At 45.8% G+C, this 25,531-nt stretch carries 19 protein-coding genes; 16 read left to right on the forward strand and 3 right to left on the reverse strand.

All coding sequences use genetic code 11. The features are described 5' to 3' along the window. Positions 1 to 748 precede the first annotated feature (748 nt). Positions 749 to 1,855, forward strand: a complete 1,107-nt coding sequence (locus E0496_RS19295; RefSeq protein ID WP_241674892.1) for a response regulator — start codon at positions 749 to 751, stop codon at positions 1,853 to 1,855. An 82-nt stretch (positions 1,856 to 1,937) separates the two neighbouring features. Here the strand turns inward: E0496_RS19295 and E0496_RS19300 are convergent, their stop codons facing one another. Further along, the gene (locus E0496_RS19300; RefSeq protein ID WP_141503492.1) at positions 1,938 to 3,713 is read right to left on the reverse strand and encodes an ATP-binding protein; all 1,776 of its coding nucleotides are present in this window, start codon (positions 3,711 to 3,713) and stop codon (positions 1,938 to 1,940) included. A gap of 177 nt (positions 3,714 to 3,890) precedes the next feature. On the opposite strand from E0496_RS19300, the gene E0496_RS19305 reads away from it, so the two are divergent. From E0496_RS19305 to gucD, 13 genes are all read left to right on the forward strand, one after another. Further along, on the forward strand, positions 3,891 to 4,388 hold the full coding sequence (locus E0496_RS19305; protein ID WP_139996594.1) for an RNA polymerase sigma factor: 498 nt from the start codon (positions 3,891 to 3,893) through the stop codon (positions 4,386 to 4,388). After that, complete coding sequence (locus tag E0496_RS19310) at positions 4,369 to 5,214, forward strand: hypothetical protein (protein WP_141503493.1); 846 nt, start codon at positions 4,369 to 4,371, stop codon at positions 5,212 to 5,214. The genes E0496_RS19305 and E0496_RS19310 overlap by 20 nt, the downstream gene beginning before the upstream one ends. 270 nt (positions 5,215 to 5,484) lie before the next feature. Next, entirely contained in the window at positions 5,485 to 7,305 is a 1,821-nt protein-coding gene (locus E0496_RS19315) for a cache domain-containing sensor histidine kinase (RefSeq protein ID WP_141503494.1), read from the forward strand. Continuing rightward, positions 7,302 to 8,876: a response regulator transcription factor gene (locus E0496_RS19320; RefSeq protein WP_141503495.1), complete on the forward strand. Its 1,575-nt coding sequence runs from the start codon at positions 7,302 to 7,304 to the stop codon at positions 8,874 to 8,876. The genes E0496_RS19315 and E0496_RS19320 overlap by 4 nt, the downstream gene beginning before the upstream one ends. Before the next feature lie 152 nt (positions 8,877 to 9,028). Continuing rightward, positions 9,029 to 10,351 carry an ABC transporter substrate-binding protein gene (locus E0496_RS19325; protein ID WP_141503496.1) on the forward strand — a complete coding sequence of 441 codons (1,323 nt, stop codon included), beginning with the start codon at positions 9,029 to 9,031 and terminating at the stop codon, positions 10,349 to 10,351. Between the two features lie 70 nt (positions 10,352 to 10,421). Next, entirely contained in the window at positions 10,422 to 11,288 is an 867-nt protein-coding gene (locus tag E0496_RS19330; protein ID WP_139996600.1) for a carbohydrate ABC transporter permease, read from the forward strand. Between the two features lie 30 nt (positions 11,289 to 11,318). Next, on the forward strand, positions 11,319 to 12,128 hold the full coding sequence (locus E0496_RS19335) for a carbohydrate ABC transporter permease (protein ID WP_206669821.1): 810 nt from the start codon (positions 11,319 to 11,321) through the stop codon (positions 12,126 to 12,128). A 36-nt stretch (positions 12,129 to 12,164) separates the two neighbouring features. Beyond that, a complete protein-coding gene (locus E0496_RS19340) occupies positions 12,165 to 12,944 on the forward strand; it encodes an SDR family NAD(P)-dependent oxidoreductase (RefSeq protein WP_141503497.1) in 780 nt (259 codons plus the stop codon). Positions 12,945 to 12,993: 49 nt separating this feature from the next. Continuing rightward, complete coding sequence (locus E0496_RS19345) at positions 12,994 to 14,340, forward strand: family 4 glycosyl hydrolase (protein ID WP_161601492.1); 1,347 nt, start codon at positions 12,994 to 12,996, stop codon at positions 14,338 to 14,340. 14 nt (positions 14,341 to 14,354) lie between these two features. Then, on the forward strand, positions 14,355 to 15,332 hold the full coding sequence (locus E0496_RS19350) for an aldose 1-epimerase (RefSeq protein WP_141503499.1): 978 nt from the start codon (positions 14,355 to 14,357) through the stop codon (positions 15,330 to 15,332). A gap of 2 nt (positions 15,333 to 15,334) precedes the next feature. Then, complete coding sequence (locus E0496_RS19355; protein ID WP_141503500.1) at positions 15,335 to 17,056, forward strand: dihydroxy-acid dehydratase; 1,722 nt, start codon at positions 15,335 to 15,337, stop codon at positions 17,054 to 17,056. A gap of 49 nt (positions 17,057 to 17,105) precedes the next feature. Further along, positions 17,106 to 18,038 (forward strand): hypothetical protein, encoded by a 933-nt coding sequence (locus tag E0496_RS19360; protein ID WP_141503501.1) that lies wholly within the window; start codon positions 17,106 to 17,108, stop codon positions 18,036 to 18,038. A 33-nt stretch (positions 18,039 to 18,071) separates the two neighbouring features. Further along, entirely contained in the window at positions 18,072 to 19,529 is a 1,458-nt protein-coding gene (gene gucD / locus E0496_RS19365; RefSeq protein WP_141503502.1) for an alpha-ketoglutaric semialdehyde dehydrogenase GucD, read from the forward strand. Positions 19,530 to 19,626: 97 nt separating this feature from the next. On the opposite strand, the gene E0496_RS19370 is transcribed toward gucD, so the two are convergent. Continuing rightward, positions 19,627 to 20,427: an AIM24 family protein gene (locus E0496_RS19370; protein ID WP_141503503.1), complete on the reverse strand. Its 801-nt coding sequence runs from the start codon at positions 20,425 to 20,427 to the stop codon at positions 19,627 to 19,629. Between the two features lie 272 nt (positions 20,428 to 20,699). Between E0496_RS19370 and E0496_RS19375 the strand changes: the two genes are divergently transcribed. Continuing rightward, positions 20,700 to 21,455 (forward strand): class I SAM-dependent methyltransferase, encoded by a 756-nt coding sequence (locus E0496_RS19375; protein WP_141503504.1) that lies wholly within the window; start codon positions 20,700 to 20,702, stop codon positions 21,453 to 21,455. On the opposite strand, the gene E0496_RS35650 is transcribed toward E0496_RS19375, so the two are convergent. Beyond that, complete coding sequence (locus tag E0496_RS35650) at positions 21,456 to 21,629, reverse strand: hypothetical protein (RefSeq protein ID WP_161601493.1); 174 nt, start codon at positions 21,627 to 21,629, stop codon at positions 21,456 to 21,458. It abuts the gene before it with no gap. Positions 21,630 to 21,858: 229 nt separating this feature from the next. Between E0496_RS35650 and E0496_RS19380 the strand changes: the two genes are divergently transcribed. Next, on the forward strand, positions 21,859 to 25,491 hold the full coding sequence (locus tag E0496_RS19380) for an S-layer homology domain-containing protein (protein WP_141503505.1): 3,633 nt from the start codon (positions 21,859 to 21,861) through the stop codon (positions 25,489 to 25,491). The last annotated feature ends 40 nt before the right edge of the window (positions 25,492 to 25,531 follow it).

The following is a 25,531-nucleotide window of genomic DNA, read 5'->3' on the forward strand; positions in this document are numbered from 1 at the left end:
GACTGTCTTTTCTTTATACTCATCACTAAACCGCTGCCTGCTCTCACCCATACTAGACACCTCTTCCTCTTTGTTGTTTATTATCTGCATTCTCTTATGAGGTGTCCACTTTTTATTCTAGCTGCAAAATTAGATCTATTTCTCTAAAACCCAGCCATATCCGGTTCATTTGGAGCCGCTAAGCTAGATTAGATCTATTTTTTAGACCTATTTCAGCTATTTCGGCCTGTTACGCCAAGTTAGATCTAAAAATTAGATCTATTTCTCCAAAACCAGGTCATAGTCGGTCCATTTGGAGCCGCTGGACTATGGACTATCATAGACCGACTGTCCGTCCGTATGGAATCCTTCGTTCAAATTTCCATTGAGTCTAAACTCATTAGTTGATCTTATATAGGCTTCACTAGAATTCCTCATTAAAGTTGGATTGCCATCTCACTGCATGGGTTTGGTTGCGGATGAAGCCATTCTTTCAGTAGTCTTTCATGGTCATTTGTTAAAATTTAGAATAAGGCAATTTAACCAAATCCTTGGGAAGAAAGTGTAAAATACATGGCTATTCTCAATGAAAAGCTAACGGAACAGTCACGGCAATGATAAATGAGATATTCATACAATCTTGTACTCTATCCTTTCCTATTCGTATACTAGAGGTAAAGTGTTTCGGGCCTATTCGTTATTGTGAAAAGAAGGACAAAAGGTTATATTGCAATTTAACGCGAGAGGGGGGAACGAAGCGGTGAAAGTTATGATTGTTGATGATGAACCTGCTATGCTGCTTGCTATGAAGCGCCTGCTCTCCAAAATGGAAGGAGTAGAGCTGGTCGGAAGCTTTCAAAGCGCTAAAGAGGCGCTGTACTTTGTTCAGCAGGAGAAGGTAGAGCTGGCTTTTCTGGATATTAAAATTGCTGAAGATAATGGATTAGAGCTGGCCCGCAGCCTGCGTTTAATTAATCGTACCTTGGATATCGTCTTTACAACTTCTCACTCTGAGTTTGCCATTCAAGCCTTCGATGTTTATCCTCTCGATTATATGGTCAAGCCGATTTCAAGGTTGCGATTGGCTCAGACCATTGCGCAGGCGGTAAGTAGACATAGCGTTCCCTTAGATCATGCGGATGAGAGCAATTCCAATCGGCTCATGGTGCGGGGGTTGGGGTGCTTCGAGGTCAGCGACAATCAAGGGAATACGGTGAAGTGGATGTCCAAAAAAAGCATGGAGCTATTTGCCTATTTACTTGTTAATCAAGGCAGGGGCACCACCAAAACCCGCATCTTGGAGGATATTTTCTTGGAGATGCCTCTTAAGAATGCCGAGACTTATCTTCATACGGCGATTTATCAGATCAGAAAAGTGCTCTCTCCGAACGGGTTGAAAGAAATGGTCATTTCGGTGCAAGACCAGTACCGTTTAAATGTCGATCTTGCAGATGTTGATTTTATTCAATTCGAGCAAGGCGTTAAGGCAATAACGGAAATAAACCCGACAAATGCAGCGGCGGCTATCGTGTTGGAAGAACAATATACCGGTGAACTGTTTGAGGATAAATCTTTCGATTGGGTAGCCATTGAACGTGAGAGGCTCGCCATTATGTATGATTCCTTAGCCAAGCGTCTTGCGAGCTGGCTTGCAGCAGAGAAGCGCTATAGAGAAGCCGCACAAATAGCGAGAAGAATGGTCTCACGGAACGAATTTGAAGAAGATTCCAATATTCTGCTGCTAAGAATACTCGGAGCTATGGGGGATCGGCAGTCATTTTGCAGCTGCTATGAGCACTATACGCAATTGCTGCAGCAAGAGCTTGGCATACAGCCTTCCGATGAAATTCGCGAGATTTACGAACAATATCAATGATGATTTCCAAAAGCCGCGCCGATATCTACAAGTAATGGATGAGAGAATGATAAGGGGATTAAAGCAGGGATTTTTGATTTTATTACTCCATATCCCCTTTAAGAGTAAATCGAAACGAGCTTCCTTCTCCCGCCTTGCTCTCCACGGATAAGCTCCCGCCGCTGCGCTGTATAAACTGTTGGCTTACACGCAGCCCAAGTCCAGCCCCTTTCTCTCCGAACGTGCCGACTAACGAGCCCAGCTCTTTCTCGGCAAACAACTGATCGATCTGCTCCGCTTCCATCCCCACGCCGTTATCACAGACCGAAACACTCACCATATCCCCTGATCGTACAGAGGAGACTTCAACTAAACCGCCTAACCCCGTAAACTTAATCGCATTGGACAACAAATTCCGCAAAATTAATCCAAGTGCCTCTCGGTCTGTATAGACAAGCATGCCAGGTGCAACATGATTGTTCACAATGATTTGTTTGGCTTCGCTTGTTATATGAAGGGCATAGCAGCACTCCTCCACAACCTCATATAATTCCAGAAGCTGCGGACGAAGGGACATATCTTCTTTCTGGCTGCGAAACCATTCTAACAAGTTAGATGTCATACCGAGTGTACTGCGGATCTGGTCTCCCAGCAGCTCAATAATTTCCCGGTGGTCCGGGTTGAAGCTTTCTCGATCTTCTTCGAGTAACTCAATCAATTGAAATTGCAGTGCCAGCGGACTGCGAATATCATGCGATACGATGGTCATAAGCTGGTCCTTTAGTTGGTTGAGCTCTGCGATTTGCTCCAAATGCCTTTGCTTCTCCGTAATGTCAAAAATGAGCGAAATACTGCCTTGCCCTTGCTTGCGCAGCACTTGCAGCGGATAAACGTTGACACTATAAATTCTCCGTTCACCATCCAGCAGGACATCTATTTCTACGCTGCCTTGCTGCATAGACCTGCATAACCTATACCAATCGGGCCAACTCGCGAGCAGCTGATCAATATTTCGATCAGATACCGATGAATGTCCCATCTTGCTGAACCATAAATAAGCCTGTAGATTGCTATCGATAACCTTCCCTGAAGAGTTGGCAATCAAAATACTTTCCTGAAGCGTATCCAGTACAATATTTCGGGCAAACGGAACGATCGAAAAGAACTTGTATCTTAAAACAATCAAAAGCATAAGCGTACCTGTAAACCCGCAATAAACCGTCAATGGGAGCAACCAGGGAGACCAAGCGGGGTTTGCGAATTTGACAATCTCCAGCACAAACGAAAATGAGGCCAGAAATATAACCCAAAGCCCCGGTTTTCGCAGGTCGCTTCGAATATTGCGTATATATTGAAACAACAAGTACAAGCTTGCTGCAATTATGATAAAGCAGATCATGGTAAATGTAATGGAGTAGCTAGTTTTCGTCGTTACTAAATGACCGTCATAGAGCTCGATCGAGAGGTAGATCATATGAAAATAGGGATCCAACCACATTTGCAGCGACCAAAGAGCAAACGCAGCCAGAATTGATATTTTCCATGGCATTTTTAATCGCTTGTGAGGACCAATTAATTCAAGGACAAATAAAAAGAAGAGAGGAACCATTAGATTAAGGGCGGTCTGATGGATATTTCGGAAAAAAAGCTTTTCTATTAGTAGATAGCTGCTTTTTTCCAGAAGGACACCGCTTGCGTAAATGATTCGACATATAATTACACCAAGTAGATAGACGACTCCGCGTTCTCTCCGAAAGCTATAAACAGAGATGAAAATAAAGCAGATCAACATGACTGAAGCCGTCATAAAGAGGAGTTCTATTGTGGCACTCATGAAGGAGATCCTTAGTTTTTGACTTAAAAACAGGGTAACTTCCATTATATAGGCAGCTTGAATACAAGGCAACAATGGTTTCCTTTCTTACCCGACCGTCAGTGATGAAGGCAACAACCGGATGGTTATTTTATTGTATATATCCGAATGCTAAAAAAAAATTAGCGGCAATGAAAAATATGAGGGCTCTCAGTTGTATTAAAAGTGAAAGGGGGTGCTGAGGTGTACAATTCATATGAGCTCAATGAATCTGTACGGCGGGCCTTGGATCTATATTCACAAAGCATGATCAAAATTGCTTTTGCGTACTTGAAAAATATAGCTGACGCAGAAGAAGTGGCACAGGAAGTATTTCTTACTTACCTTCAGAAGCACCCTGTATTTGAAAATAGTGAACATGAAAAAGCGTGGTTGATTCGAACAACCATTAATAAAAGTAAAAACATGCTGAAGACCGGGTGGTTCAAAAGCAGGAACCCTGTTCCAGAAGATCTAAGCTATCTGCCGAAGGAAGAAAATGATGTTTTACAGGCTGTATTGGCCTTGGACAAGAAATATCGAATTCCGATTCATCTGCACTATTATGAGGGCTATTCGATTCAGGAGATTGCAGTTATTTTGCAGTCTAAGCCCGCAACGGTAGGGACATGGCTTGCACGAGGACGTCTTATCTTAAAAGAGAAGATTGGAGGCCTAGAGGATGAAGAAATCTGTTTATAAATCCGCGATGTCTCGTGTGAAAACAAGTGAGAATTTTAAAGAAGCAACCTATCAGAAAGTGATTTCAGAAATGGAAAAAACATCACAAACCAATCAGATCAATCAAAAGGAGAGTTTAAAAATGGAAAAAGCGAAAAGAAAAACGTTAACAGGTTGGACTGTCGGCATAGCAGCATGCGCGGTATTATCGGTGAGCCTCTTTGCAATGAATCAACAAGCCCCCACGATTAATAACCCTAATCCTTCGGAGGTTGCAACGAAGCCTCCAACATTGGGCAAAGTGGCAGTCAATATTGACGGCGTTATTTCCGAGGTCAGCGAGGATGGAAAAAGCTTTAAGATTGGAGACCTATGGGTAGAGGTAACCGATAAAACGGAGCTGGGCAGTAAGGAGCCTACAGCAGTGAAACCATCGGAAGAGCTGCTGGGCAAAGAATTTAAAGTGGGCAACATCGTATCGGGCTTCACCTCCCAGGATGTCAGCACAGGCAAGGTGACAGCAGATGTCATCTACAACAATATTGCTCCGCAGAAGGACGATACAGCGAACCCGCCTACTACAGGCAAAGCAGTAGTTAATATTGAAGGCCAAATTACGGAAGTAAGCGAAGATGGGCAAAGCTTCAAGGTTGGCGACTTGTGGGTAACCGTAACGCCTGAAACGGGCCTCGGCATCCAAGGCCCGACGGCTGCTGAGCCATCGGAAGAGCTGCTAGGCAAAGAATTTAAAGTGGGCAATATCGTGTCCGGCTTCACATCGGAGGATGTAAGCACAGGAAAAGTGAATGCAACGCGGATTTACAATAATATTGCACCGCAAAAATAAGCTAAAGAGCATAAAGCCGCCAGCATTTTAAGAAGCATACAAAAACAAGAAACTGCAAAGATCGTACTGCCGCATGCAGCAGCGATCTTTGCAGTTTTTTTGTTTTAGACTTGAGATAACTAGCCAAAAATAATTAATCGTGGTATTGATTATTATTCTGGATATAATAGCACTACAAGATAAGAAATAGTTGAATAGGACTACGGAAACAAATAAATAAACAATATTCATTACATGAATAATTGTTAAGCCGCAGAGGAGGGTTTATAGATGATACGGATAAAACGCCGGCTGAACTTGATTACGCTTATTTTATTGCTTATGTGTATTATTATTGTTCCGGTTCTTATCCAAGGTTATATGCTAGGCAAAGGAGCGGTTAAGCAAGTGGAGACGCTTTACGATAAATCGGTTTCGAGCAACATGGAGTCGCTCTCCATTAGCTTGGACTTTTATGTGAACCATATCGAGGATTATATTCGCACCTTGTCGCAGGATCAGGAATTGCAGAGGCTGTTAACTAAAAATGATAACGCTTCCATAAATGAACAAGCGGTCAGAGACCGGCTGAAGTCGTTCACTGCTGCGTATCGGTTAAGAGTGCCCTTATACGTACAAATTATTAATGATCAAGGAGATGTATTCAGCAATAGCGTTTTGCATGATACCGAGGTTGAACGATTAAAGCAAGTCGTGCAGCAGTTTAATTGGCCCTCCGAGAGGATACCTTATGATAATAACGTCATGTATCGCAATGTGGGCCCTAATTTTCACGATCTCTCGGAGGGGCAGAACGCATTTTATTTCACCAAAAATATTGTACATGGCAATTCGGCGCTAGGCCTCTTAAACGTTGAGGTCAACGAGAGCCTATTCCAGCGGTTGCTGCGCAAAATTCAGCTGAACAGCTCAACCCTTGCATTCATAAGTCAGGAAGACGGCGAATTGCTCATTTCTAGTGAAGATGATGACGACCACCTGCAGGAGTTGTCCAGACAGGCGATATCAAAAGCGAAGGTGGACGGTGGGGGATATGAAAGCTTTCTGATTCAGTGGAATGGGCAAAGCTACTTCTGCTCCATCCAAAACATCCCCTTTTTAAGATGGTATTTAATTGCTTTAACGCCCGAAGACCTTTTGGCCAGTCCTACTAAGCAATTGTGGAGCCATACGCTCACGGTAACCGTGTCTTCCATTCTTTTAATCTCATTTATTCTGTATATATTCACAAAAAAAGCGATGATACCTGTGCTGAATTTATCGAGAATGGTGCGAAAAATCCGCTTTAATGATGCTGGGCAGGGGCAGGATGTCATTGGAAATTTCCAGTACAAAGGATTGGAAGAAATCGAAATTTTGTTCTCGGGCATTCAGCAAATGCTAAGCCGGATTAATGAACAGATTGAGCGAATTAAAACGGATGAACGGGAAAAGTCGAGCTTGGAGCTGAATCTCTTGCTGTCCCAGATCAAGCCTCATTTCCTGCATAATTCGATTAACTCGATCCGTTGGATGGCGGAAATGAAGGGCGAGAAGATGATTGCCCAGACTCTTGTTAATTTAAGCAGCATGCTGAACTATACGCTTAGTAAATCACGAACCGTATGGAGCACGGTCGGCGAGGAAATGGATTATGTCAGAAGCTATATTGCGTTTCAGGAAAAACGGATGTTCATCAAAATTGAAACGATATGGGATGTGCCGCATGAGGTGCGAGGAGCAAGAATTCTGAAGCTGACGCTGCAGCCGATTGTTGAGAATGCGATCATGCACGGTTTCACTAATCTCGATGGGAGTACACCGGAGCTGACACTAGCCTGTGTATTAGAAGGCGGTCAGGTACGGGTGGAGGTTAAAGATAACGGAGTCGGAATTGAAGAAAGCTCCATTGCCGGTATGCTGATCACGGATTCAAATGAGAACGAGGATGAGGAAAGAACCTCGGGGATCGGGCTCAAAAATGTACATCGTCGCTTGCAGCTGGAGTATGGTGAGCGGTATGGCATCGAAATTCGAAGTGTAGTGGGTAAAGGGACGAATGTCACGCTTACCTTCCCATATATCGATCATAATGGAGGGGATTCGAAATGAAAGTGATGATTATTGAAGACGATATGTTAGTTAGAATGGGGATCAAATCATTAATACCTTGGTCTGAAATGGGGCTGGAGGTCGTCTGCGAAGCCAGAGACGGAGTTGAAGCCGTTGAGTTGTACGAGAGATTTCTGCCGGACATCGCACTTGTAGATATTTTGCTTCCTAGAATGAATGGGCTTGATTTTATAGAAAAAGTGAAACCCTTGAATCCAGAGGGGGAGTTTATTATATTGACCTGCAATCAGGATTTCGAAACGGTTCGCAAATCGCTGCGCCTTGGCGTTCATGATTTCATTGTAAAATCAACGATGGAAATTGAAGAGCTTCAGCTCATTTTGAAGCAGCTGACAGCCAAGATGAAAGCCAAGCTGCTGGAGCATCATTTTCAGGAAGAAGGGACGCCGGAAGCAGGTTCAAGATTCGTTCGTAAAGCAAGCTTATTAAGAGATTGGCTGCACGGCTTATATAACGGTGAGGAGACAGAAGCGTTTGCCGAGAAGCTGGGAGAGTATAAATATTTTCTGCAGAAGGGAGAATATGAGGCATGGGTCGTGGCGTTAGACCCTTCTCAGGAGGATTCCGCGCTAACTTCCCAAGAAATCGTTAAAATAGGCCATTCGATTGACCATATGGCGGTTGAGCTTTACCGCGGCAGGCTAATTGGGTTTGTGGAAAATATGAAAGATAACCGCTGGCATGTATTGCTAAGCAGCACGAACAGCTCGGATATCGATCCGAAGCTATTGATCGACTCGGTTTCGCAATATCTTGGCCATTCGCTATCCATTGCTGTGAGCAAAAGGTTTACAGACTGGCGGGAATGGACCGTGTATGATCGTTCAGCTAGCGAACTGCTAAGCCTCAAATATTTTCGGGAAAATGATCACCTGTTTCAGGGCGAGCTGCCTGCAGCAACGCTTTCCGATGCTGTGTTTATATGGAAAAAGGCGATGATGAACAAGCTGTCGAGCTTTCAATTCGAGCAGGCAGGCGATTTGTTGGCAGATCTCAAGCAGGTTGTTGGCCCGCCCTATCCCAAACCAATCCTGCTGCACAATGTACTGGAGGATATTTTATTTCAGCTGAAGCAAATCTGCGAAATGTCGGGACGACGCCCACAGGAGTCCTATTTCCAAAGATCGGAGTTACTGGACTGCGTTTCATTAACCCAGGCTGTACATTTGCTATACAACGCCATTCATGTGCTGCAAGAGCCGGCTTTCAAAGAAAAGAACGGCCATGAAAGAAAGAAGTTTGTTGAAGCCACCGAGAGGTTTATTCAGGAGCATCGCTTTGATGAAATTAGCTTGAATGCCATCGCGATGCATCTGAGAGTAAGCCCCGTATATCTCAGCAGGATTTACAAGGAGGAGAAAGGCATTTCTTTCAGCACCGCCGTATTGACTGCCAAGGTGGAGCAAGCCGAAACGATGATCCGCAGCGGGATGACCTTAACGGAGGTCTCAGATAAGCTGGGCTATTTAAACCTGAGCTCATTTACCCGCATGTTTAAGAAAATTAAGGGGATTGCTCCTTCACACTATGCTGAAACAGAAAAGAATTAAAAAATGTTAACAGCGGCATGAAAAATGATAAATGGCATCCTCTTCGGATATAAAGTGATAAATCAAATGGTTGGCTTAGGAGATTCATCTGCTTATGGAAAGCTTCTATACTTGGAAGCAAGACATCAACTAACGAAAGAAGGAAGGTTTCCATGAAAATGAGAAGATGGTCTGTTTTAAGCATAGCTCTAATGATGCTGGTTACAATGTCGCTCACTGCATGTACTAAGAATGAAAATGAAAGCGCTTCTACGGGTAGTGAGGGGCAAGAGAAGGTCAACATTGTTTTCTGGAATTCAGGTTTTGCGACCATTGATGAAAATAACAAAGCAAAGAAAAAAGAAGACTTCTATATTTCTCAGGCCGTTGCCCGATATGAGAAAGCCCATCCCAATGTGAAGATTGATGTGCAGGACGTACCTTCCGGAGATGAGCTGTTTGCTAAGTTTCAAACGGCAAGCATTGCCAAGAACGGCCCTGATTTAACGGTACTCTGGTCAGGTTCCTATATGCTTCGGTTTAAGCAATTTTTAGAGCCGATGGATAGTTACTTCTCAGGTGAAGAAAGATCCAGAATCGTGGGATGGAGCGCAACGACGGAGGACTTTACGGCAGATGGCAAAGCCTATGGCGTTCCGTTTGGGACAGATGGAACTTTTCTTCTGGCGTATAACAAGAAAATTTTCGCAGATGCCGGCATTGATCCGATTGCCCAGCGCCCGAAAAATTTTCAGGAATTTGTAGCCATGCTGGAAAAAGTGAAGACGAAGGATATTACGCCGCTTGGTTTGTTTAAGGACAGCTTCCTTCATGTGCCGGACTATTGGATTGCTCAAACGGTGGATATTCCGGGCCTAGACAGCTTGGTCAAAGGCACAACCAATTTCTCCGATCCTAAGCTGGTGAATGTCATGAAGGGCTGGCGCGAGCTGTTCGAGAAAAATTTGGTTATTGCCGACGATTCGGTTCGACAATTGTTTATTCAAGAGCAGCTTGGCATGACGGTTGGAGCAAATGCGGACATCTTGAACTTCAGCAAGGAGATGGGCGATAAGGTCGGCTTTATGAAAATTCCAGACTTCAGCGAGGATGTTAAAATCCACGATGGCGGCCCAGGCGGGGTAGGCGCTGCGTTTGTGGTAACGAACTACTCGGAGCATAAGAAAGAAACGGCTGATTTCGTCAAATTCCTCATGAGCAAAGAAGAACAAATCAACAAAATCAAATCGGGCGAAGCACGCATCACTGTTGTTAACGATGTTGACGTGAACGAGTACGTATCCGAGCCGCTAGTGAAAACGATGCAAGATATGGCCAATGAGCCTAGCACGATTTTCTGGCCGGATAATGTATATCCAGCGGAGCTGACAAGCGAGATGATGTCGCTGCAATCCCTAGTTTCCAGCGGGAAAATGACAGCGGAAGAATTTATGAAGAAAATCGATCAGAAACGCGATTCGCTTCTAAAAAAATAAATAGGCGGCCAAGAAGCGGCCTCCTCCGACGGGAGGCTGCTTCTGCCGATAGGCAAGGAGGAATAGAGGAATGGGTCTCAAGCAAGAACGATGGGTAGGTTTGTTCTCCTTGCTGCCGGCTTTTCTGTTGCTAGCTGTATTCGTTGGTTATCCCATGTTCAACACATTTTTTCATAGCTTTACGGAATGGGATGGGGTCACTTCTACGTACGTTGGCTGGGACAATTTCAAGACGATCCTCAGTAATGGCGATTTGCCGCTTATGCTGCGTAACAATCTGATCTTTTTATTATCGGTACCGGGCATCTTGTTCATATCGCTTACGGTGTCGGTTCTGCTGCATGAGGAGGTTCCGGGGTGGCGCTTGTTTCGTTCGGTGTATTACTTGCCGGCAATCCTCTCCTCGGTCGTTATCGGTTTTTTGGCAAAATCGATGTTTACGAACAAAGGGATCGTGAATACGCTTCTGGAAAATGCCGGACTTGGCGCGTTTACGACGGATTGGCTGAATACGGTGCCGACCGAATTTATGATCTTGATTCTATGTTTTTACTGGCAGACGCTAGGCCAAGGAACGCTCATTTTTTTATCGGGGCTATCTTCGATCTCCAATGAATTGTTTGATGCGGCCAAAATAGACGGAGCCAATTGGCGTCAGCGATTAATGTACATCGTCATCCCGTCGTTATATCCAGCGATTTTCTACTTTACGATCGTCAATGTCATTTATGTTTTTGTCGGTCTGTTTGGCCTTGTTTATTCGATCACAGGCGGCGGGCCCGGTTACGAGACAACTCCCATCGATTATATGATTTATATTCAAGCCTTCCGAAGCGGAAATATGGGCTATGCGAGCGCACTGTCGGTTTTCTTGTTCTTCATTGTTATGTTCATTACGTGGATTCAGTTGAAAATATCCAAGCGCTTGGAGCAATAGGAGGACATTATGAAAACAGCCTCTAGAAGAATGATCAGATTTCTGATTTTTATCGTGCTCGCTGTCATTGCCTTCATGGCGATGTATCCGTTGTTCTACATGGCCATCAGTAGTATGAAGCCAACGATAGAATATATCAAACATCCGATGGGTCTTCCAAAAACCTGGTATTTTGATAACTTCATCGCACTCATTTATCGCTTCTCTCTTGTTCGGTTGTTTGGCAATACGCTCGTCTATGTTGGACTTAGCTTAGTTGCTTCCCTAGCCTTGTCTATTCCGGCGGCCTATGCGTTTGCCAAATTAAAATTCAAATACCGCAACGGGTTTTATATTATTATGATCGCCACGATGACCATACCGGGTATTACCTTTATCATTCCAAACTATTTGTTGATGTCCAAGATCGGCTGGACCGACCATATCATATCCGTGGTGACCATCTGGTCTGTCTCGGCTATTCCGAGCACGGTCTTCTTACTCACTTCACTGATGAGAGCCATGCCCGATGAAGTGCTTGAAGCGATAAAAATAGACGGCGCCAAATATCATCAGGCGATGTTCAAAGTGATTTTGCCCATGAGCTTGCCGGGTGTGGTCACGGTATCGATCTTTAATGCAACGAACTGGTGGAACGATTTGTTAACCCCGCTGATCTATTTGCAATCGGATGGCTTAAAGACCGTAACCGTTGCGGTGGCGACGGTACTCAACAGGTTCAGCTCAGACTACCCGCTGTTATTGTCAGGGCTGTTGCTTGCTTCGCTGCCTCCAATTGCGATTTATATTATTTTTCAAAGCTATATTCGTAAAGGGCTGGTTATCGGAGCTGTTAAATAAACGGTATCGAATGAGGATACGAAAGGATGTCATTACATGATTACGAAGCAAGGGCGCCTCTTTTCAAAAGTAGCGATCATTACAGGAGCGGCAGCAGGAATCGGTAAGGGAGCCGCACTGCTCTTTGCCGAAGAAGACGCGAGTCTTATCCTGGTCGACATCAATGAGGAGAAGTTAAACGAGGTTGCTGCGGAAATTCGCCAAATGGGCGGAAACTGTGAGATCGTATGCGGCAGCGTGGGTTTGATGAAGACGGCTGAAGATGCGGTGGCAAGCGCGGTCAATGCTTACGGCGGGCTTGATATCGTTTTTAACAATGCGGGAATTATGCCTGTTGGCGATATTTTGGATTATGAGGAAGAAACATGGGATGAAGTGCTGCAGGTTAACCTGAAGTCGATGTTCTTAATGTGCAAAAAAGCGATCCCTGAGATGCTCAAGAGAAATGGTGGCTCTATCATTAATACATCTTCGGTCATGGCCTCTTTAACGGAGCCTGGCTATACCGCTTATTCTGCTTCCAAGGCAGGCATTATTGGGTTAACCAAAGAGATTGCCGTCTCCTATGCCGAGAAGGGCATCCGCTGCAATTCGATTTCGCCAGGCTGGGTGGAGACCGATATGAACGTCCGTCTCGCCGAAAGCATGGGGGGAATGGATAAATTGTACCCGATCATCAAGCAGCAGCAGCCACTCGGAAGAATGGCAACCACACGCGAGGTTGCGTATGCCGTGTTATTCCTAGCCTCCGACGAATCTGTTGTCGTTAGCGGCTCTAATTTAAGCATTGACGGAGCAGCATCGGCTGCGATTTGATAACAAGCCCTTATTTAAAATCACTCACTCTCATATGGAGGTTATACCTATGGCTAAAATTAGCATTATCGGAGCAGGATCTGCCATGTTCTCCCTCAGCCTAATCAAGGACATCTGCTTGACGCCTTCTCTTGAAGGCAGTGTCGTCAGCTTTATGGATATCGATGAGCAGAGATTGGAAAGCGCATATTCCCTTTGCGAACGCTACGCCAAAGAAGCTAATATCCATCTGGTGCTGGAAAAAACGACGGATCGGAGAGAATCGCTGCGCGGAGCCGACTTCGTCGTGCTTGCTGCACTAGTCGGAGGCCATCAGCGCTTGAAGGACGGATGGGATATAGCCCAGAAGCACGGTTATCGGTTTGGCGGGAGCCTGCATGTGATGCATGACGAAGGCTTCTGGATTAATTTCGATCAGCTGCGCCTGATGGAATCGGTCATGCTGGATATTTTGGAGATTTGTCCGGACGCTTGGTATATGCTCGTGTCCAACCCGGTCATGGCGGGCGTAACCTACTTGCAGCGCAAGTATCCGCAGGCTAAGCTGGCTGGCTTCTGCCATGGTTCTAACGGGGTAAAAGCTGTTGCTGAGGTCATTGGACTCGACCCGAATCATATAACGTATGAGATTCCAGGCGTGAATCACTTTATTTGGCTGACCGAGTTCCGATACAAAGGGGAAAATGCATTTCCTATTTTGGATCGTTGGATTGAAGAAAAATCGGCTGCTTACATCGAAAACTGCGCGACCTGCGACTGGTTAGGTCCCAAAGCGCTTGATCTCTATAAGAAATTCGGCGTATTTCCAATTGGCGATACGGGAAATCCGGGCGGCGGCTCTTGGCCGGCTTGGCACCATGCGGATCAAGAGACGGAGCATCTCTATAAGGAAGACCCTCAGGCTTGGTGGCGGGACCTTTACTTCGCAGGAGGCGCTGCTGGTGTTGAGAGGATTCGGAAGGTTTCCGAAAATACGACAGAAGCAGTGATGGATCATTTCCCGCCGGTGCATTCGTCAGAACCGATGATTCCGTTTATTGAAGCGATAGCCTGTGATGTGCCTAGAGTGATGATCCTTAATATATTGAATGACAGCAACTACGTGCCGGGCATCCCGCTCGATTTTCAGGTGGAAATTCCTTGTTACGTCAGTGGAATCGGCGTTCAAGGCATTAAGACCAAAGGCTTGCCTAAGCCTCTGATTAACTTTGCGCTTCGTGACCGTGTCGCTCCCGTGGAAATTGAGCTGCAGGCCTATGATAGCGGGAATCTAGAAGATCTTGTCCAGTTAATTATGATGGATCCGTGGACCCGTTCCGAGAAACAGGCTCGTGCACTGCTGGATGATATCCTTAAATTGCCTAGCCTTGCTGCGATGAGGCAGCACTTTAATTAAGGGGGAAAGGCAAAATGGCTATCGAACAGTATGAGCTATATGGGGAGACAGCAATAAGGGTGCAAAATGAGGATCTGGAGTTCACACTAGTGCCCGCTTGGGGAAGTAATTTACTATCTTTGCGATTAAAAAACAAAAATCTTGAATTGCTGCGATTTCCGGAAAGTCAGGAGTTGTACAAGGCAGATCCTATCTTGTATGGTCTGCCGATCCTCTTTCCTCCCAATCGCATTGCCGATGGCAGGTTCGCTTTTAATGGCAGGGACTATCAGTTTGATATTAATGATGCCGCTGAACACAATCATACCCATGGCTTATTATTCGATGCGCCGTGGAAGCTTCTACGGGCGGAGGCAGAGGGAGAGAGGATCGTACTGGAGACGATCATTTATTCCGATGAGCATGAAGCGATTTTATCTCGGTTTCCACATTCATTTAGTGTTCAAATGAGTTACATCTTGGAGCGGGCAACGCTCACGATTAAAGCGACAATTAGCAGCCGGGATGCCGCGCCATTTCCTTGGGGACTCGGCTACCATACGACGTTTAATTATCCGTTTGATCCCTCAGGGGATCTGGCGCAGTGCCGATTTTCTCTAAATGCGGATAAGCAGTGGGTGCTGGACGAACGTTTCTTGCCAACAGGCGAACTGGTGGATATTCCTTATTTGGAGGAGCTTCGCGAGGGAAAAAGCTTAGTCGAGCACGCGCTGGACGATGCGTTTCAGACAGCGGGAACGGGAGCCAATGAAGCGGTGCTGACCGATTTGAATGCCGGCATTCGCGTTGTGTACAGCGCGGACGAGCAATTTAAGCATTGGGTGGTCTACAACCATGATGCACGGCAGGGTTATTTGTGCCCAGAGCCTTATACTTGGATAACGAATGCACCAAACTTGCAGCTTCCGCAGGAGCTGACGGGCTTCCGTGTTCTTCAGCCTGGCGAGCAAGTGACAACAACAACACGAATTCGGATGGAAGAGGTGATTTGAGCATGTCTTTGCGCAGTGACCGATGGTTTAAACACCCGTCAAAGGAAACGCGATTCCAGCATCTGTCGGCCATGAGGGCTAATGGGCATGTTCCCGAATCATTTGTAGGCAAGCCGATTATTGGTATCTTTAACTCCTGGAGTGATTTGAATAGCTGTAATGCGCCCCATAAAGAATTAGTCGAATTTGTCAAACGCGGAGTGCTGCTTGCCGGAGGATACCCTCTTGAGATGCACACGATCACGACACCTGCTGATTTTATGAAGCCTTCGGATCTGCCTTATCGCAATTTGATGGCGATGGACGTTGAAGAATCCATTCGGGCATTGCCCATTGACGGTGCAGTGCTGCTTTGCGAATGCGATAAGACAACACCCGCCCAGCTTATGGGTGCAGCCAGCAGCAATATTCCTTCGCTGCAGCTTGCTGCCGGACACCGGGCATCGGGTTCCTTTCGCGGGAAGAAAGTGAATTATGGGACGGATCTTTGGAAGTTGATGGATGATTACAATACGGGCCTTCTGACAGACGAGGAATGGAGCGAGCTGGAAAAATGCATTTCATGCACGCAGGGCGGATGTCCCGTCATGGGCACCTCCTCTACCATGAAATGCTTATCGGAGATTCTCGGCATGATGCTGCCGGGCACCTCCACGATTCCGGCAACGCATGCCAGCCGTAAATGGGCAGCAGAAGAAACGGGCAAACGAATTGTTTCGATGGTTAGGGAAGAGTTGACTCCGGCTCGTCTAATGACGGAAGCTGCATTCGATAATGCCATCAAGCTGCTTGCAGCGCTTGGCGGCTCTACCAATGCGGTTATCCACTTGACTGCGATTGCAGGCCGGCTCGGAATTCATATCCCTTTGAAGCACTATGAAGAAAAATCTAAGGGCATCCCGCTTTTGGTCAATCTCCAGCCGAGCGGAGAGCATAGCATGGATGACTTTTTTGAAGCAGGCGGGCTTGGAGCTGTGATCAGCAGACTGCTGCCCGAATTGGATGCGACTTGTCTGAGCGCACTTGGAACTACGCTTGAAGAATGTTATCGCGATTATCCAGCCTATAAGGATACGGTTATTTATTCGGTGGCCGAGCCTTTCAAATCGGAAGCGGGCATTGCCATATTAACAGGCAATCTTGCTCCTGGGGGAGCTGTTCTGAAACGAGCGGCTAGTTCCTTAATCAGTCACCGGCATAGAGGCCAAGCGATTGTATTCGATAGCTATGAAGAGATGTATGAAACCATTGATAGCGAACAGCTGGAGGTCGATGAGACCTCCGTGTTAGTTCTGCGAAACTGCGGCCCGGTGGGAGCAGGGATGCCCGAATGGGGAGCGCTGCCGATTCCGAAGAAGCTACTAAAGCAGGGAATTCGGGATATGGTACGAATCAGCGACGCCCGAATGAGCGGAACAAGCTTTGGTACGAATATTTTGCATGTTTCACCGGAAGCCCAGCTTGGAGGGCCTATCGCTGCCATTCGAAGCGGGGACTGGATTGTGGTCGATCTCGATCACGGTACGATTAGCGTAGAGCTAACGGATGCGGAAATACGTGAGCGTCTGCGTGATTGGTCGCCTGTTCGTCCGCATAAGCGAGGGTTTATGAAGCTGCATGCGGATCATGTCTTGCAAGCCGACCAAGGCTGCGACCTCGATTTTCTGCGTCCAAATTCGAAAGAGGAAGCTAAATTTATAGAACCAACCGTCGGACGAGGTTAAGAGGAGTTAGTCATTTACCTATATGGAATGAGTCGAGGGGGAAACAACGATGAATAAGGCCCAAGCCTTTGCGGCTAGTCTTGGCTTGCCGGATAAAGAACAGTATCAGCTCGCGACAAGCGCAAAAACATTTGAAGATGGAGCCCATTACCGTGTGGAAATCCCTTCGGTAGAGGGTCCTGCCATTATGGAGAGCGTCATTGCTGAAGCCAAGCAATTTGGACTAACAATCAACCGCGTCTCCCAGGGCAGCGGAATTATGCTGTTAAGCGATTCCGAAATTAGCGATATGGTCCAAATGGGCATGGCGGAAGGGATGGAGGTATGCCTCTTCGTTGGGCCGCGAATGAGCTTCGATATCGGAGCGATGTCTCTTAGCAGCAGCGGAAAGCTGCTTGGCGGGAGGCACGCTGGAATGGATCAGTTGCTATACGGTTTGGAAGAAATATTCCGAGCGGCGGATTTAGGCATTCGAAGCGTGCTTGTGGCGGACGAAGGCTTATTATGGCTAATCAATCAAGCGAAAATCAAAGGACAGCTCCCCTCCAATTTGGTCGTGAAGATTTCAGCGCTGATGAGCCCAACCAACCCTGTAAATGCGCGGATTTTTACGGAGCTTGGCGGCACAACCTTGAATTTGCCGGGCGATATTACTCTGCCGCAGCTGTCATCGATTCGAACCGTGGTTGATGCTCCGATCGATCTCTATATTGAGTCGCCGGATGATTTGGGCGGTTTTATTCGCAACTATGAAATTCCGGAAATTGTAAGAATCGCTTCACCGGTTTATCTGAAATTCGGGCTTCGGAATGCTGTTAGCGTGTATCCGGCGGGGATTCATAACAAGGAGCTGGCTATCGCCCAGTGCAGGGAGAAAGTGCGCAGAGCTCATTTGGGCATTCAAGTTCTCGACAGGTATCATTCGTCTGCCATTCAATCCGACAGTTTTGCCGAGGGTTTGGGAATTCCTTCAGTGAGCTAAAGCGATAACCCAAGGGATGGAGTGAATAGAGAAATGACTATAGAGCAGACTTATTTGAATTTTATAGATGGAAAATGGAGCGTATCCGCAACCGGAAGGTTGACGGAAAGCATTAATCCTGCGAATTCGTCTGAGATCGTCGGATATGTGCAGGATTCCAATGAAGTAGATCTTGATCTTGCGGTGAGCGCCGCTAATCGTGCCAAAGAAGCATGGCGCAAGCTCTCGGGCGCGGCCCGGGGCGATTATCTGTTCAAGGCAGCCAACCATTTGGAGGCTAGACTGGGAGATATAGCTGAAACCATGATGCGTGAGATGGGCAAGACCCTTGCGGAGTGTAAAGGCGAAACGGCTCGTGGAGTTGCCATTCTTCGTTATTATGCTGGGGAAGGCATGCGGAAGACAGGTGATGTTATTCCTTCAACTGATTCTGAGGCGATCATGTTCACCACTCGAGTGCCTCTAGGTGTTGTAGGTGTTATAACGCCGTGGAATTTCCCGGTTGCGATCCCGATGTGGAAAATGGCTCCAGCGCTTATTTATGGCAATACGATTATTATAAAACCAGCAATTGAAACGTCGATTACGGCAGCTAAGCTGCTTGCATGCTTTGAGGAAGCAGGCTTTCCGCCAGGCGTTGTCAATATGGTCACAGGTGACGGTGCTCTAATTGGAGGCGGTATTGCCAATCATTCCAATATTCAAGGTATTACCTTTACGGGGTCCAATAAAGTAGGGAAGCAGATTGGCCAAGCGGCTCTTTCCCGAGGAGCCAAGTATCAATTGGAGATGGGCGGGAAAAATCCGCTTATCGTCGCTGAAGATGCTAACCTCGATCTTGCCGTTGAAGCAGCAATTAGCGGCGGATTAAAATCCACGGGACAAAAATGTACGGCTACGAGCCGAGTGCTTGTTCAATCCTCCATCTATGAAGCGTTCCGTGCGAAGCTGCTGGATCAAGTAAAACAGTTGAAGCTGGGAAATGGGAAGAATTCCACCACATGGATGGGGCCTTGTGCCAATGAAAAGCAGCGTAATAACGTTCTTTCCTACATTAATAAGGGAATCGCGGAAGGAGCGAGCCTCCTCTATGGCGGAAGCATACCGAAGGACGAGGAATTGACGAATGGCTATTACGTGCAACCGACTGTCTTCGAAAAGGTAACCATGAATATGACAATTGCCAAGGAGGAAATTTTTGGACCAGTACTGGCGCTCATCCCTTTTGCGGACCTAAAGGAAGCTTTATCGCTGGCCAATGACGTGGAATATGGACTGAGTGCCTCCATTTATACGCAAAATATTAGTCATATTCTGATCTTTATCTCTGATATGGATGCAGGCTTGGTACGCATAAATGCGGAAACGGCAGGTGTGGAGCTGCATGCGCCATTTGGCGGAATGAAGCAATCCAGCTCGCATTCGAGAGAGCAGGGTCAAGCGGCTATTGAATTTTTTACTTCGATCAAAACGGTATTTTTGAAAGCTTAATGTTAATCCCTGTTATCTTTACGCTTAGAAAAAATGGTTTAGCATATCCGAAAAAAGTCCTTTAAGCGAACTCCGCCTAAAGGACTTTTTTTAAACGTTATCCGACCGTACCTTTGATTTGGCCTGGGCCGCTCGAATATTGCATGAGCGGAGCTAACCATACCATCCCTGTTCCTCGGTATACATTGACGAGGCCCTCGCCAGAAGCAGCCGACCCCAACCGGGTTTTTCCGGATTTCTCCACAGTGAAGTCCAGCGTATTCGACCACATTAACGCAAAGTTTCCATCGACCTTCAGTACGTCATTTTTTAATTCGATGACAACAGCTTCTTCGGCTGGAATAGGCGCTTCGAGTGCGAGAATCCCTTTTCCTTTGGCGCTTAAGTTAAAGAGTCCTTCCCCGCCTAGTGCTGCAGAGGAAAGGTTTTTGCGGGCAGTGACGGCGATTTCCAGCGTGGTTTCGCAAGCGAGAAATAGGCCATCTTCCATTACGATATGGTCATTGTCGACATCAATGAGCCACAAGTATTTATAGGTGGTTTCCAATAAAATTGTACCGGTGCCTTTATACAGAGGTTTGACAGCACTCGTCCCTGTTACCGCGCTGGACATCAGGTTTCTCATTAAACCTCCAACGCCTTTAATCCCCGAAGTCATTTCAATATTGCCTACCATATACTGCAGGGCTCCTGCGCTCAACATAACCTCGCTATTATTAATTTCAATCATTAATTGCTTATTGCGCATATTGCTCTTGCTCATGTAGAAGTTGGATTCAGCCTCTGCCAAGGTTGTGCTGCTCAAATCCTCTTTATATTCAATGACTGTAAACCCGCCAAGCTGCTCTTTGATTACAACGTTATTGTTATCTTTTAAATTATTGATGGTAAATGCCATAATGAGATACGCCTCCTGTGGAAGTTATTAAAATAAGAGATGAAAAAAACCATTACGAAATAGATATTCGACAGTAGGCTTCTGTATCCTTGCTGTGTACCGCTTAATTGAATCAGCACTAGCTATTTAATAGAAGCTGAATTAAAATAATGCTGAATAATGAAACTATGTTTCACTTGATGAAACATAGCGTTCGTGTGGTAATAATTGTATAATAGTTCCTAACTGATTTCTTGGTTGCAAATATTTCTTTAATGGGAGAGTGGTTGTTCATGAATAGTAAAGACCGGTTTTCAACACGAGTGGATTCGTATGTGAAGTATCGCCCAAGCTATCCGAATGAAGCCATCGATTATTTGTATAACAAGGTAGGATTGAGTGCGGGCAGCGTGGTTGCTGATATTGGAGCTGGGACGGGCATTTTTTCGGCACTGCTTCTGGAGCGGGGAAGCCAGGTCATTGCGGTTGAGCCGAATCAGGAGATGAGGGAAGCAGCGGAGCAGGGCCTGACCGGCAATACTCATTTTCAGGCGGTGTCAGGGTCTGCTGAGGCTACGGGGCTGCAAGACCAATCTGTCGATTATATTGTTTGTGCACAAGCGTTTCACTGGTTTGATCTCCAAGCAGCGCAAGTGGAGTTCAGACGGATTTTGAAGCCAGGGGGAAAAGCCATCTTGATATGGAATTCCCGTCTTACAAAAGGCACCCCATTTCGGGAAGAGTATGAGCAGCTGCTTCAAACCTTCGGCACCGATTACAACAAAGTAAATCACAAAAATATATCACCGGAAATTATGGCATCCTTTTTTAAATCAGGGAAATTGCACGAGTCGCGATTCGTTAATCAGCAAATGTTCGATTGGGATGGACTTTTCGGCCGGTTGCGTTCGTCTTCCTACACCCCAGCACCTGGAGATAAGCATTATGAAGTGATGCTGCACGAGTTGAAGGAGCTGTTTGAACGTAACCAACAGGACGGAAACGTAGCTTTTGAGTATGTGACCGAGGTTTTTTGGGGCGAGATCTAGTTAATCACCATTGAACCGGATATAGATGACAACAGCTTCTTCGGCTGGTATAGGTGTTTCGATTGCTAGAATCTCTTTCCCTTTGACGCTTAAATTAAAGAGGATTTCCCCGCCAAGCTGCTCTTTTATTACAATGTTATTATTACCTTTTAGATCATTAATAGTGAAAATCATAATGGTATGCGCCTCCTGTGTGTAAATGATGATCATGTTTATTCATGAATCCTATCTAGACATTGGTATTCGCCTTGAAACGGTCAGATTCCTTACTCCATCGGAAAAAGTTATGTTGTCACATGACAAAATAATGACAACACTCACTATTTTGATCGAGAGAAATGAACTAAGGTGGTAGAGGTGTTCATTTCTACTCTTATTAATAGATTTAAAAGGAGATAATAAAATGCAACTTATCCGAAGATTTCGCAAGAGCTTCATCTTTTTTCTATGCTTCACTTTAATGGCAAGCTGGGGCTCCGCTCTCGGCTTACCTAAAGCTTCTGCTGCAGGTGCTTCTACTGCGCCTATGAACCAGCCTATGGAGCATCTATATGATGGTGCTGAGGTTGTTTTTGATCAGGAGCAGAATCTAGTATCCGAAGAGGTAGCAACGGGATTCGAATTTGATTTCTACGGAGATATCTATGAAGGGGTATATGTGTCAAAGAAAGGAAATATTTATTTAAAGGACGAAAGCAATAATATAAGAGGGGAAATTTCCCCTTTTTCTTCCGATGATTTAACCTACGGCCCAAAGAGCAAGGTGCTCTACTCAACGATTGGGGCAGCTCCAAATCGGAAATTTATTGTTCAATATACGAATGTACTTCTGAATGGTTATGTTAATGACCTTGACCCGCTTGGCACCTTTCAGGTCGTTTTGTATGAGGGATCCAATGAAATTCAGTTCCAATATCCTAATCTAGTAGGGTATACGTTTGGTGATCGAGCATTTGGTAGTAATTCGTGGATTGCTATTTATAGTAATAGTAACGAAGAAGATGTGAGCTACTCCGATTATGAGAAAAGTTTAAAAGAGAAGCAAGCGATTCGTTTCATTCCTGGCGTTGATTATGAGTATACGTTGGTGGGTGATGCCGAGTATGACCCAATCCTTTTGCTTCCTGCTCTATATCCTAAAGTACCTTTGTTAGTGGGACCAGCGGATGGAGAGTATGCGACTGCAGCTGTTCCTTTTCATTGGAACAGCACGGATGGTGCAGATTCCTATCGTATCCTTATTGCGACGGATGCTGATTTTGTTAATGTGGTAAGGGATCAGAAAGGAATAACGCAAACCTCCTATGCCTTCGGCCAACTGCAAGAGGGGCAAGGTTACTATTGGAAGGTTGTTGCGCTTAACGATACGGGGTATACCTTTTCAAATACCAGCCGTTTCATTGTGCCTTTAGATTACAGTGGTTATGAGTCTCCAATACCACCTGTGGAAGCTTTGGAAGACGGCATAAACATCTCTTTTGATAATGAGGATGATGGCGTATCTGAGGCTCTGTCTATTGGATTCGACTTTAGCTTTTATGGTGAAAGCCATTCGGAAATTTTCGCTAACACGAATGGACTGCTCACTTTCAATAATCCGACAAGCTCATGCTGTAACTCTAATGATGCTTTGCCTTTAACTATGGAAAATAGCTCGGTGGATCATTTTATTACCGCTTTTTACGATGACCTTATTATGGGCCAAGGCACTAAGGTTCTTTATAAGACCATAGGCGAGTCGCCAAATCGGAAATTTGTGATTCAATACACCAATATGATGGAATATGGAAATGATAATAACACTCCGATTGGAACAGCCCAAGTGATCCTGCATGAAGGAACGAACGAAATCCAAGTGCAATATCCGTACCTAATAGCGCTTGGTACGAGCAGTGATGTTGCTTTTGGATCGGATGCGTTAATTGGCATACAAGGCTTATCAGGCAACTTTGTTGTTTACTCCCAAGCCAAAAAGAGTTTGCATGAGAAGCTTGCGATTCGATTCACCCCGGATGGGCAAGGCAGTTATACGCTTACGGCGGGTGCCAATTATGATCCTATTCTACTGATTCCTAACGGTTTTCCTGAGTCTCCAAAGCTGATAGCTCCAGCTTATGGCAAACAGGTGCCCAATGACCCTACCTTAGAGTGGAGCAGCACAAACGGCGCTAACCAATATTTATTATTAGTAGCTACCGATAGTGAGTTTAAAAATGTCGTTTATCAAGGTCCGTCGGCAGACACATCCTTTTTAATCAGCGACTTAAATGAAGGCGAAAACTATTATTGGAGAGTCGTAGCTTTTAACGATGTCGGTTTCTACACTTTTTCAAGTACCTATCGGTTTTATAAGCATTTAGATCTAATCGTTACAACAGACTCATCCGTGGACGGCATTACGGCAATGTCGGCTGCTGTCGGCGGAAATGTCACTGTAGATGGAAACAGCACAGTTGCAGAGCGAGGGATCGTATATTCGTTAGAAGCTAATCCTACACTAAAGGATTTCAGAGCTAAGGCGAACGAAGGCGGAGAAGGCGCGTTTACAGTAGAGCTCACTGGGCTTCAGTCCTTTACCACTTATTACGCACGGGCGTATGCTGTTGATGGATTGGGAATAAGCTATGGCGACGAGGTTGCCTTTACAACGCTAGGCTCTTATGCAAGCTTGGATGCATTAGATTTAAGTGGAATCACCTTAGACCAGCCGGTAATCGGAAGCGTATATGGTTACACGGCAAGTGTAAAGAATACGGTATCGAGCACGACTTTGGCGGCGACTGTGAACGAGTCTGTATACGGAAGCGTGACAGCTAGCGTATACAATGATACTAACACACGTTTAGTTGGTCCCATTCACTTGGCAAGCGGAGAAACAAGCAGTTCTATTCCGCTTATTGTTGGCATTAACAAAATCGTAATTGCTATTACATCTATGGATGGAAGTGTGACGTCCTATGCTGTGACGGTCACTCGCGAAGCGGCAACGGTTACAGAGCCAGAAACTGGAACTGAAAGTCCGGGTACCGGAGGCGGATCGAGCAATGAATTGGTTACTGCCACAAATGGAAAGCTTAAGCTTCCTGTAGGCAAGGCTGGCAAGGTGAGTGTGGAGGACGGTTCCATCGTCGTTTCCATACCGGCGAATGCCATAAGCAAGCAACTGGAATTGACGATTGAGAAAGTTGTAAATACGCAAGCGCTTCTAGGCAATAAAGAAATTCTCGCTAGTTCTGTATTTGAGCTTTTGAAAAATTTCACCGATAACTTCAATAAACCGGTTACGATCACCTTATCGTTCGATCCGGCAAAACTGAAGAGTGGACAAACAGCAGCAGTTTTTTATTATGATGAGCTGGCCAAAGTATGGGTAAATATTAAAAGCGGTATTATAAGCGGAAACCGCATAAGCGCAGAAGTGGATCACTTCACGAAATTTGCAGTACTCGTTGTAGACGAGGCAACAGGCTTACCGATAACAGAGCCATCCACGGACGCAAGCTTCAGTGACGTTGCTGGACACTGGGCAGAGGTGAATATTAAGCAGGCTGTTCAGAACGGTATGGTCAGTGGATACCCGGATGGCACCTTCAAGCCAAACGCAACCATTACCCGTGCTGAATTTGCAGTTATGCTAATGAATGCGGTGAAGTCTAATGACGATGGCTACAAACTAACCTTCAAAGATACGGCGAAGATTGGGGCATGGGCACAGAAGGCGGTCGCTCAAGCGGTAAAAGCTAACCTCATTAACGGTTACGAGGATGGCACCTTCCGTCCAAATGCAAATCTGACGAGAGCTGAATTAGCGGTTATTATCGCGAATGCACTCAAGCTTTCGTCGGAGACGAATGCTGATACTAGCTTTGCAGACAACAAGGACATTCCTCAATGGGCGAGAGGAGCCGTATCGGCACTGCATGAGTTAGGACTTGTAACGGGCAAGGGAGCGAATAAGTTCGAGCCTAAGGCTACAACAACAAGAGCAGAGGCAGTGACTGTTCTGCTGCGAATGCTGGCACAAGAGAGCAATTAACAGGAATGAAGTTGAGGTTATCCCTACGGCGACCGAATAG

The sequence above is a fragment of the Paenibacillus luteus genome (assembly GCF_006542765.1).
GTDB lineage: Bacteria > Bacillota > Bacilli > Paenibacillales > Paenibacillaceae > Pristimantibacillus > Pristimantibacillus luteus.

Excerpts from the sequence above, each read along its gene's own strand:
- E0496_RS19295 (WP_241674892.1), top strand. The coding sequence starts at position 749 with ATGATTGTTGATGATGAACCTGCTATGCTGCTTGCTATGAAGCGCCTG.
- E0496_RS19300 (WP_141503492.1), bottom strand. The coding sequence starts at position 3,713 with ATGGAAGTTACCCTGTTTTTAAGTCAAAAACTAAGGATCTCCTTCATG.
- E0496_RS19310 (WP_141503493.1), top strand. The coding sequence starts at position 4,369 with ATGAAGAAATCTGTTTATAAATCCGCGATGTCTCGTGTGAAAACAAGT.
- E0496_RS19315 (WP_141503494.1), top strand. The coding sequence starts at position 5,485 with ATGATACGGATAAAACGCCGGCTGAACTTGATTACGCTTATTTTATTG.
- E0496_RS19320 (WP_141503495.1), top strand. The coding sequence starts at position 7,302 with ATGAAAGTGATGATTATTGAAGACGATATGTTAGTTAGAATGGGGATC.
- E0496_RS19325 (WP_141503496.1), top strand. The coding sequence starts at position 9,029 with ATGAAAATGAGAAGATGGTCTGTTTTAAGCATAGCTCTAATGATGCTG.
- E0496_RS19330 (WP_139996600.1), top strand. The coding sequence starts at position 10,422 with ATGGGTCTCAAGCAAGAACGATGGGTAGGTTTGTTCTCCTTGCTGCCG.
- E0496_RS19335 (WP_206669821.1), top strand. The coding sequence starts at position 11,319 with ATGATCAGATTTCTGATTTTTATCGTGCTCGCTGTCATTGCCTTCATG.
- E0496_RS19340 (WP_141503497.1), top strand. The coding sequence starts at position 12,165 with ATGATTACGAAGCAAGGGCGCCTCTTTTCAAAAGTAGCGATCATTACA.
- E0496_RS19345 (WP_161601492.1), top strand. The coding sequence starts at position 12,994 with ATGGCTAAAATTAGCATTATCGGAGCAGGATCTGCCATGTTCTCCCTC.
- E0496_RS19350 (WP_141503499.1), top strand. The coding sequence starts at position 14,355 with ATGGCTATCGAACAGTATGAGCTATATGGGGAGACAGCAATAAGGGTG.
- E0496_RS19355 (WP_141503500.1), top strand. The coding sequence starts at position 15,335 with ATGTCTTTGCGCAGTGACCGATGGTTTAAACACCCGTCAAAGGAAACG.
- E0496_RS19360 (WP_141503501.1), top strand. The coding sequence starts at position 17,106 with ATGAATAAGGCCCAAGCCTTTGCGGCTAGTCTTGGCTTGCCGGATAAA.
- gucD (WP_141503502.1), top strand. The coding sequence starts at position 18,072 with ATGACTATAGAGCAGACTTATTTGAATTTTATAGATGGAAAATGGAGC.
- E0496_RS19370 (WP_141503503.1), bottom strand. The coding sequence starts at position 20,427 with ATGGCATTTACCATCAATAATTTAAAAGATAACAATAACGTTGTAATC.
- E0496_RS19375 (WP_141503504.1), top strand. The coding sequence starts at position 20,700 with ATGAATAGTAAAGACCGGTTTTCAACACGAGTGGATTCGTATGTGAAG.
- E0496_RS35650 (WP_161601493.1), bottom strand. The coding sequence starts at position 21,629 with ATGATTTTCACTATTAATGATCTAAAAGGTAATAATAACATTGTAATA.
- E0496_RS19380 (WP_141503505.1), top strand. The coding sequence starts at position 21,859 with ATGCAACTTATCCGAAGATTTCGCAAGAGCTTCATCTTTTTTCTATGC.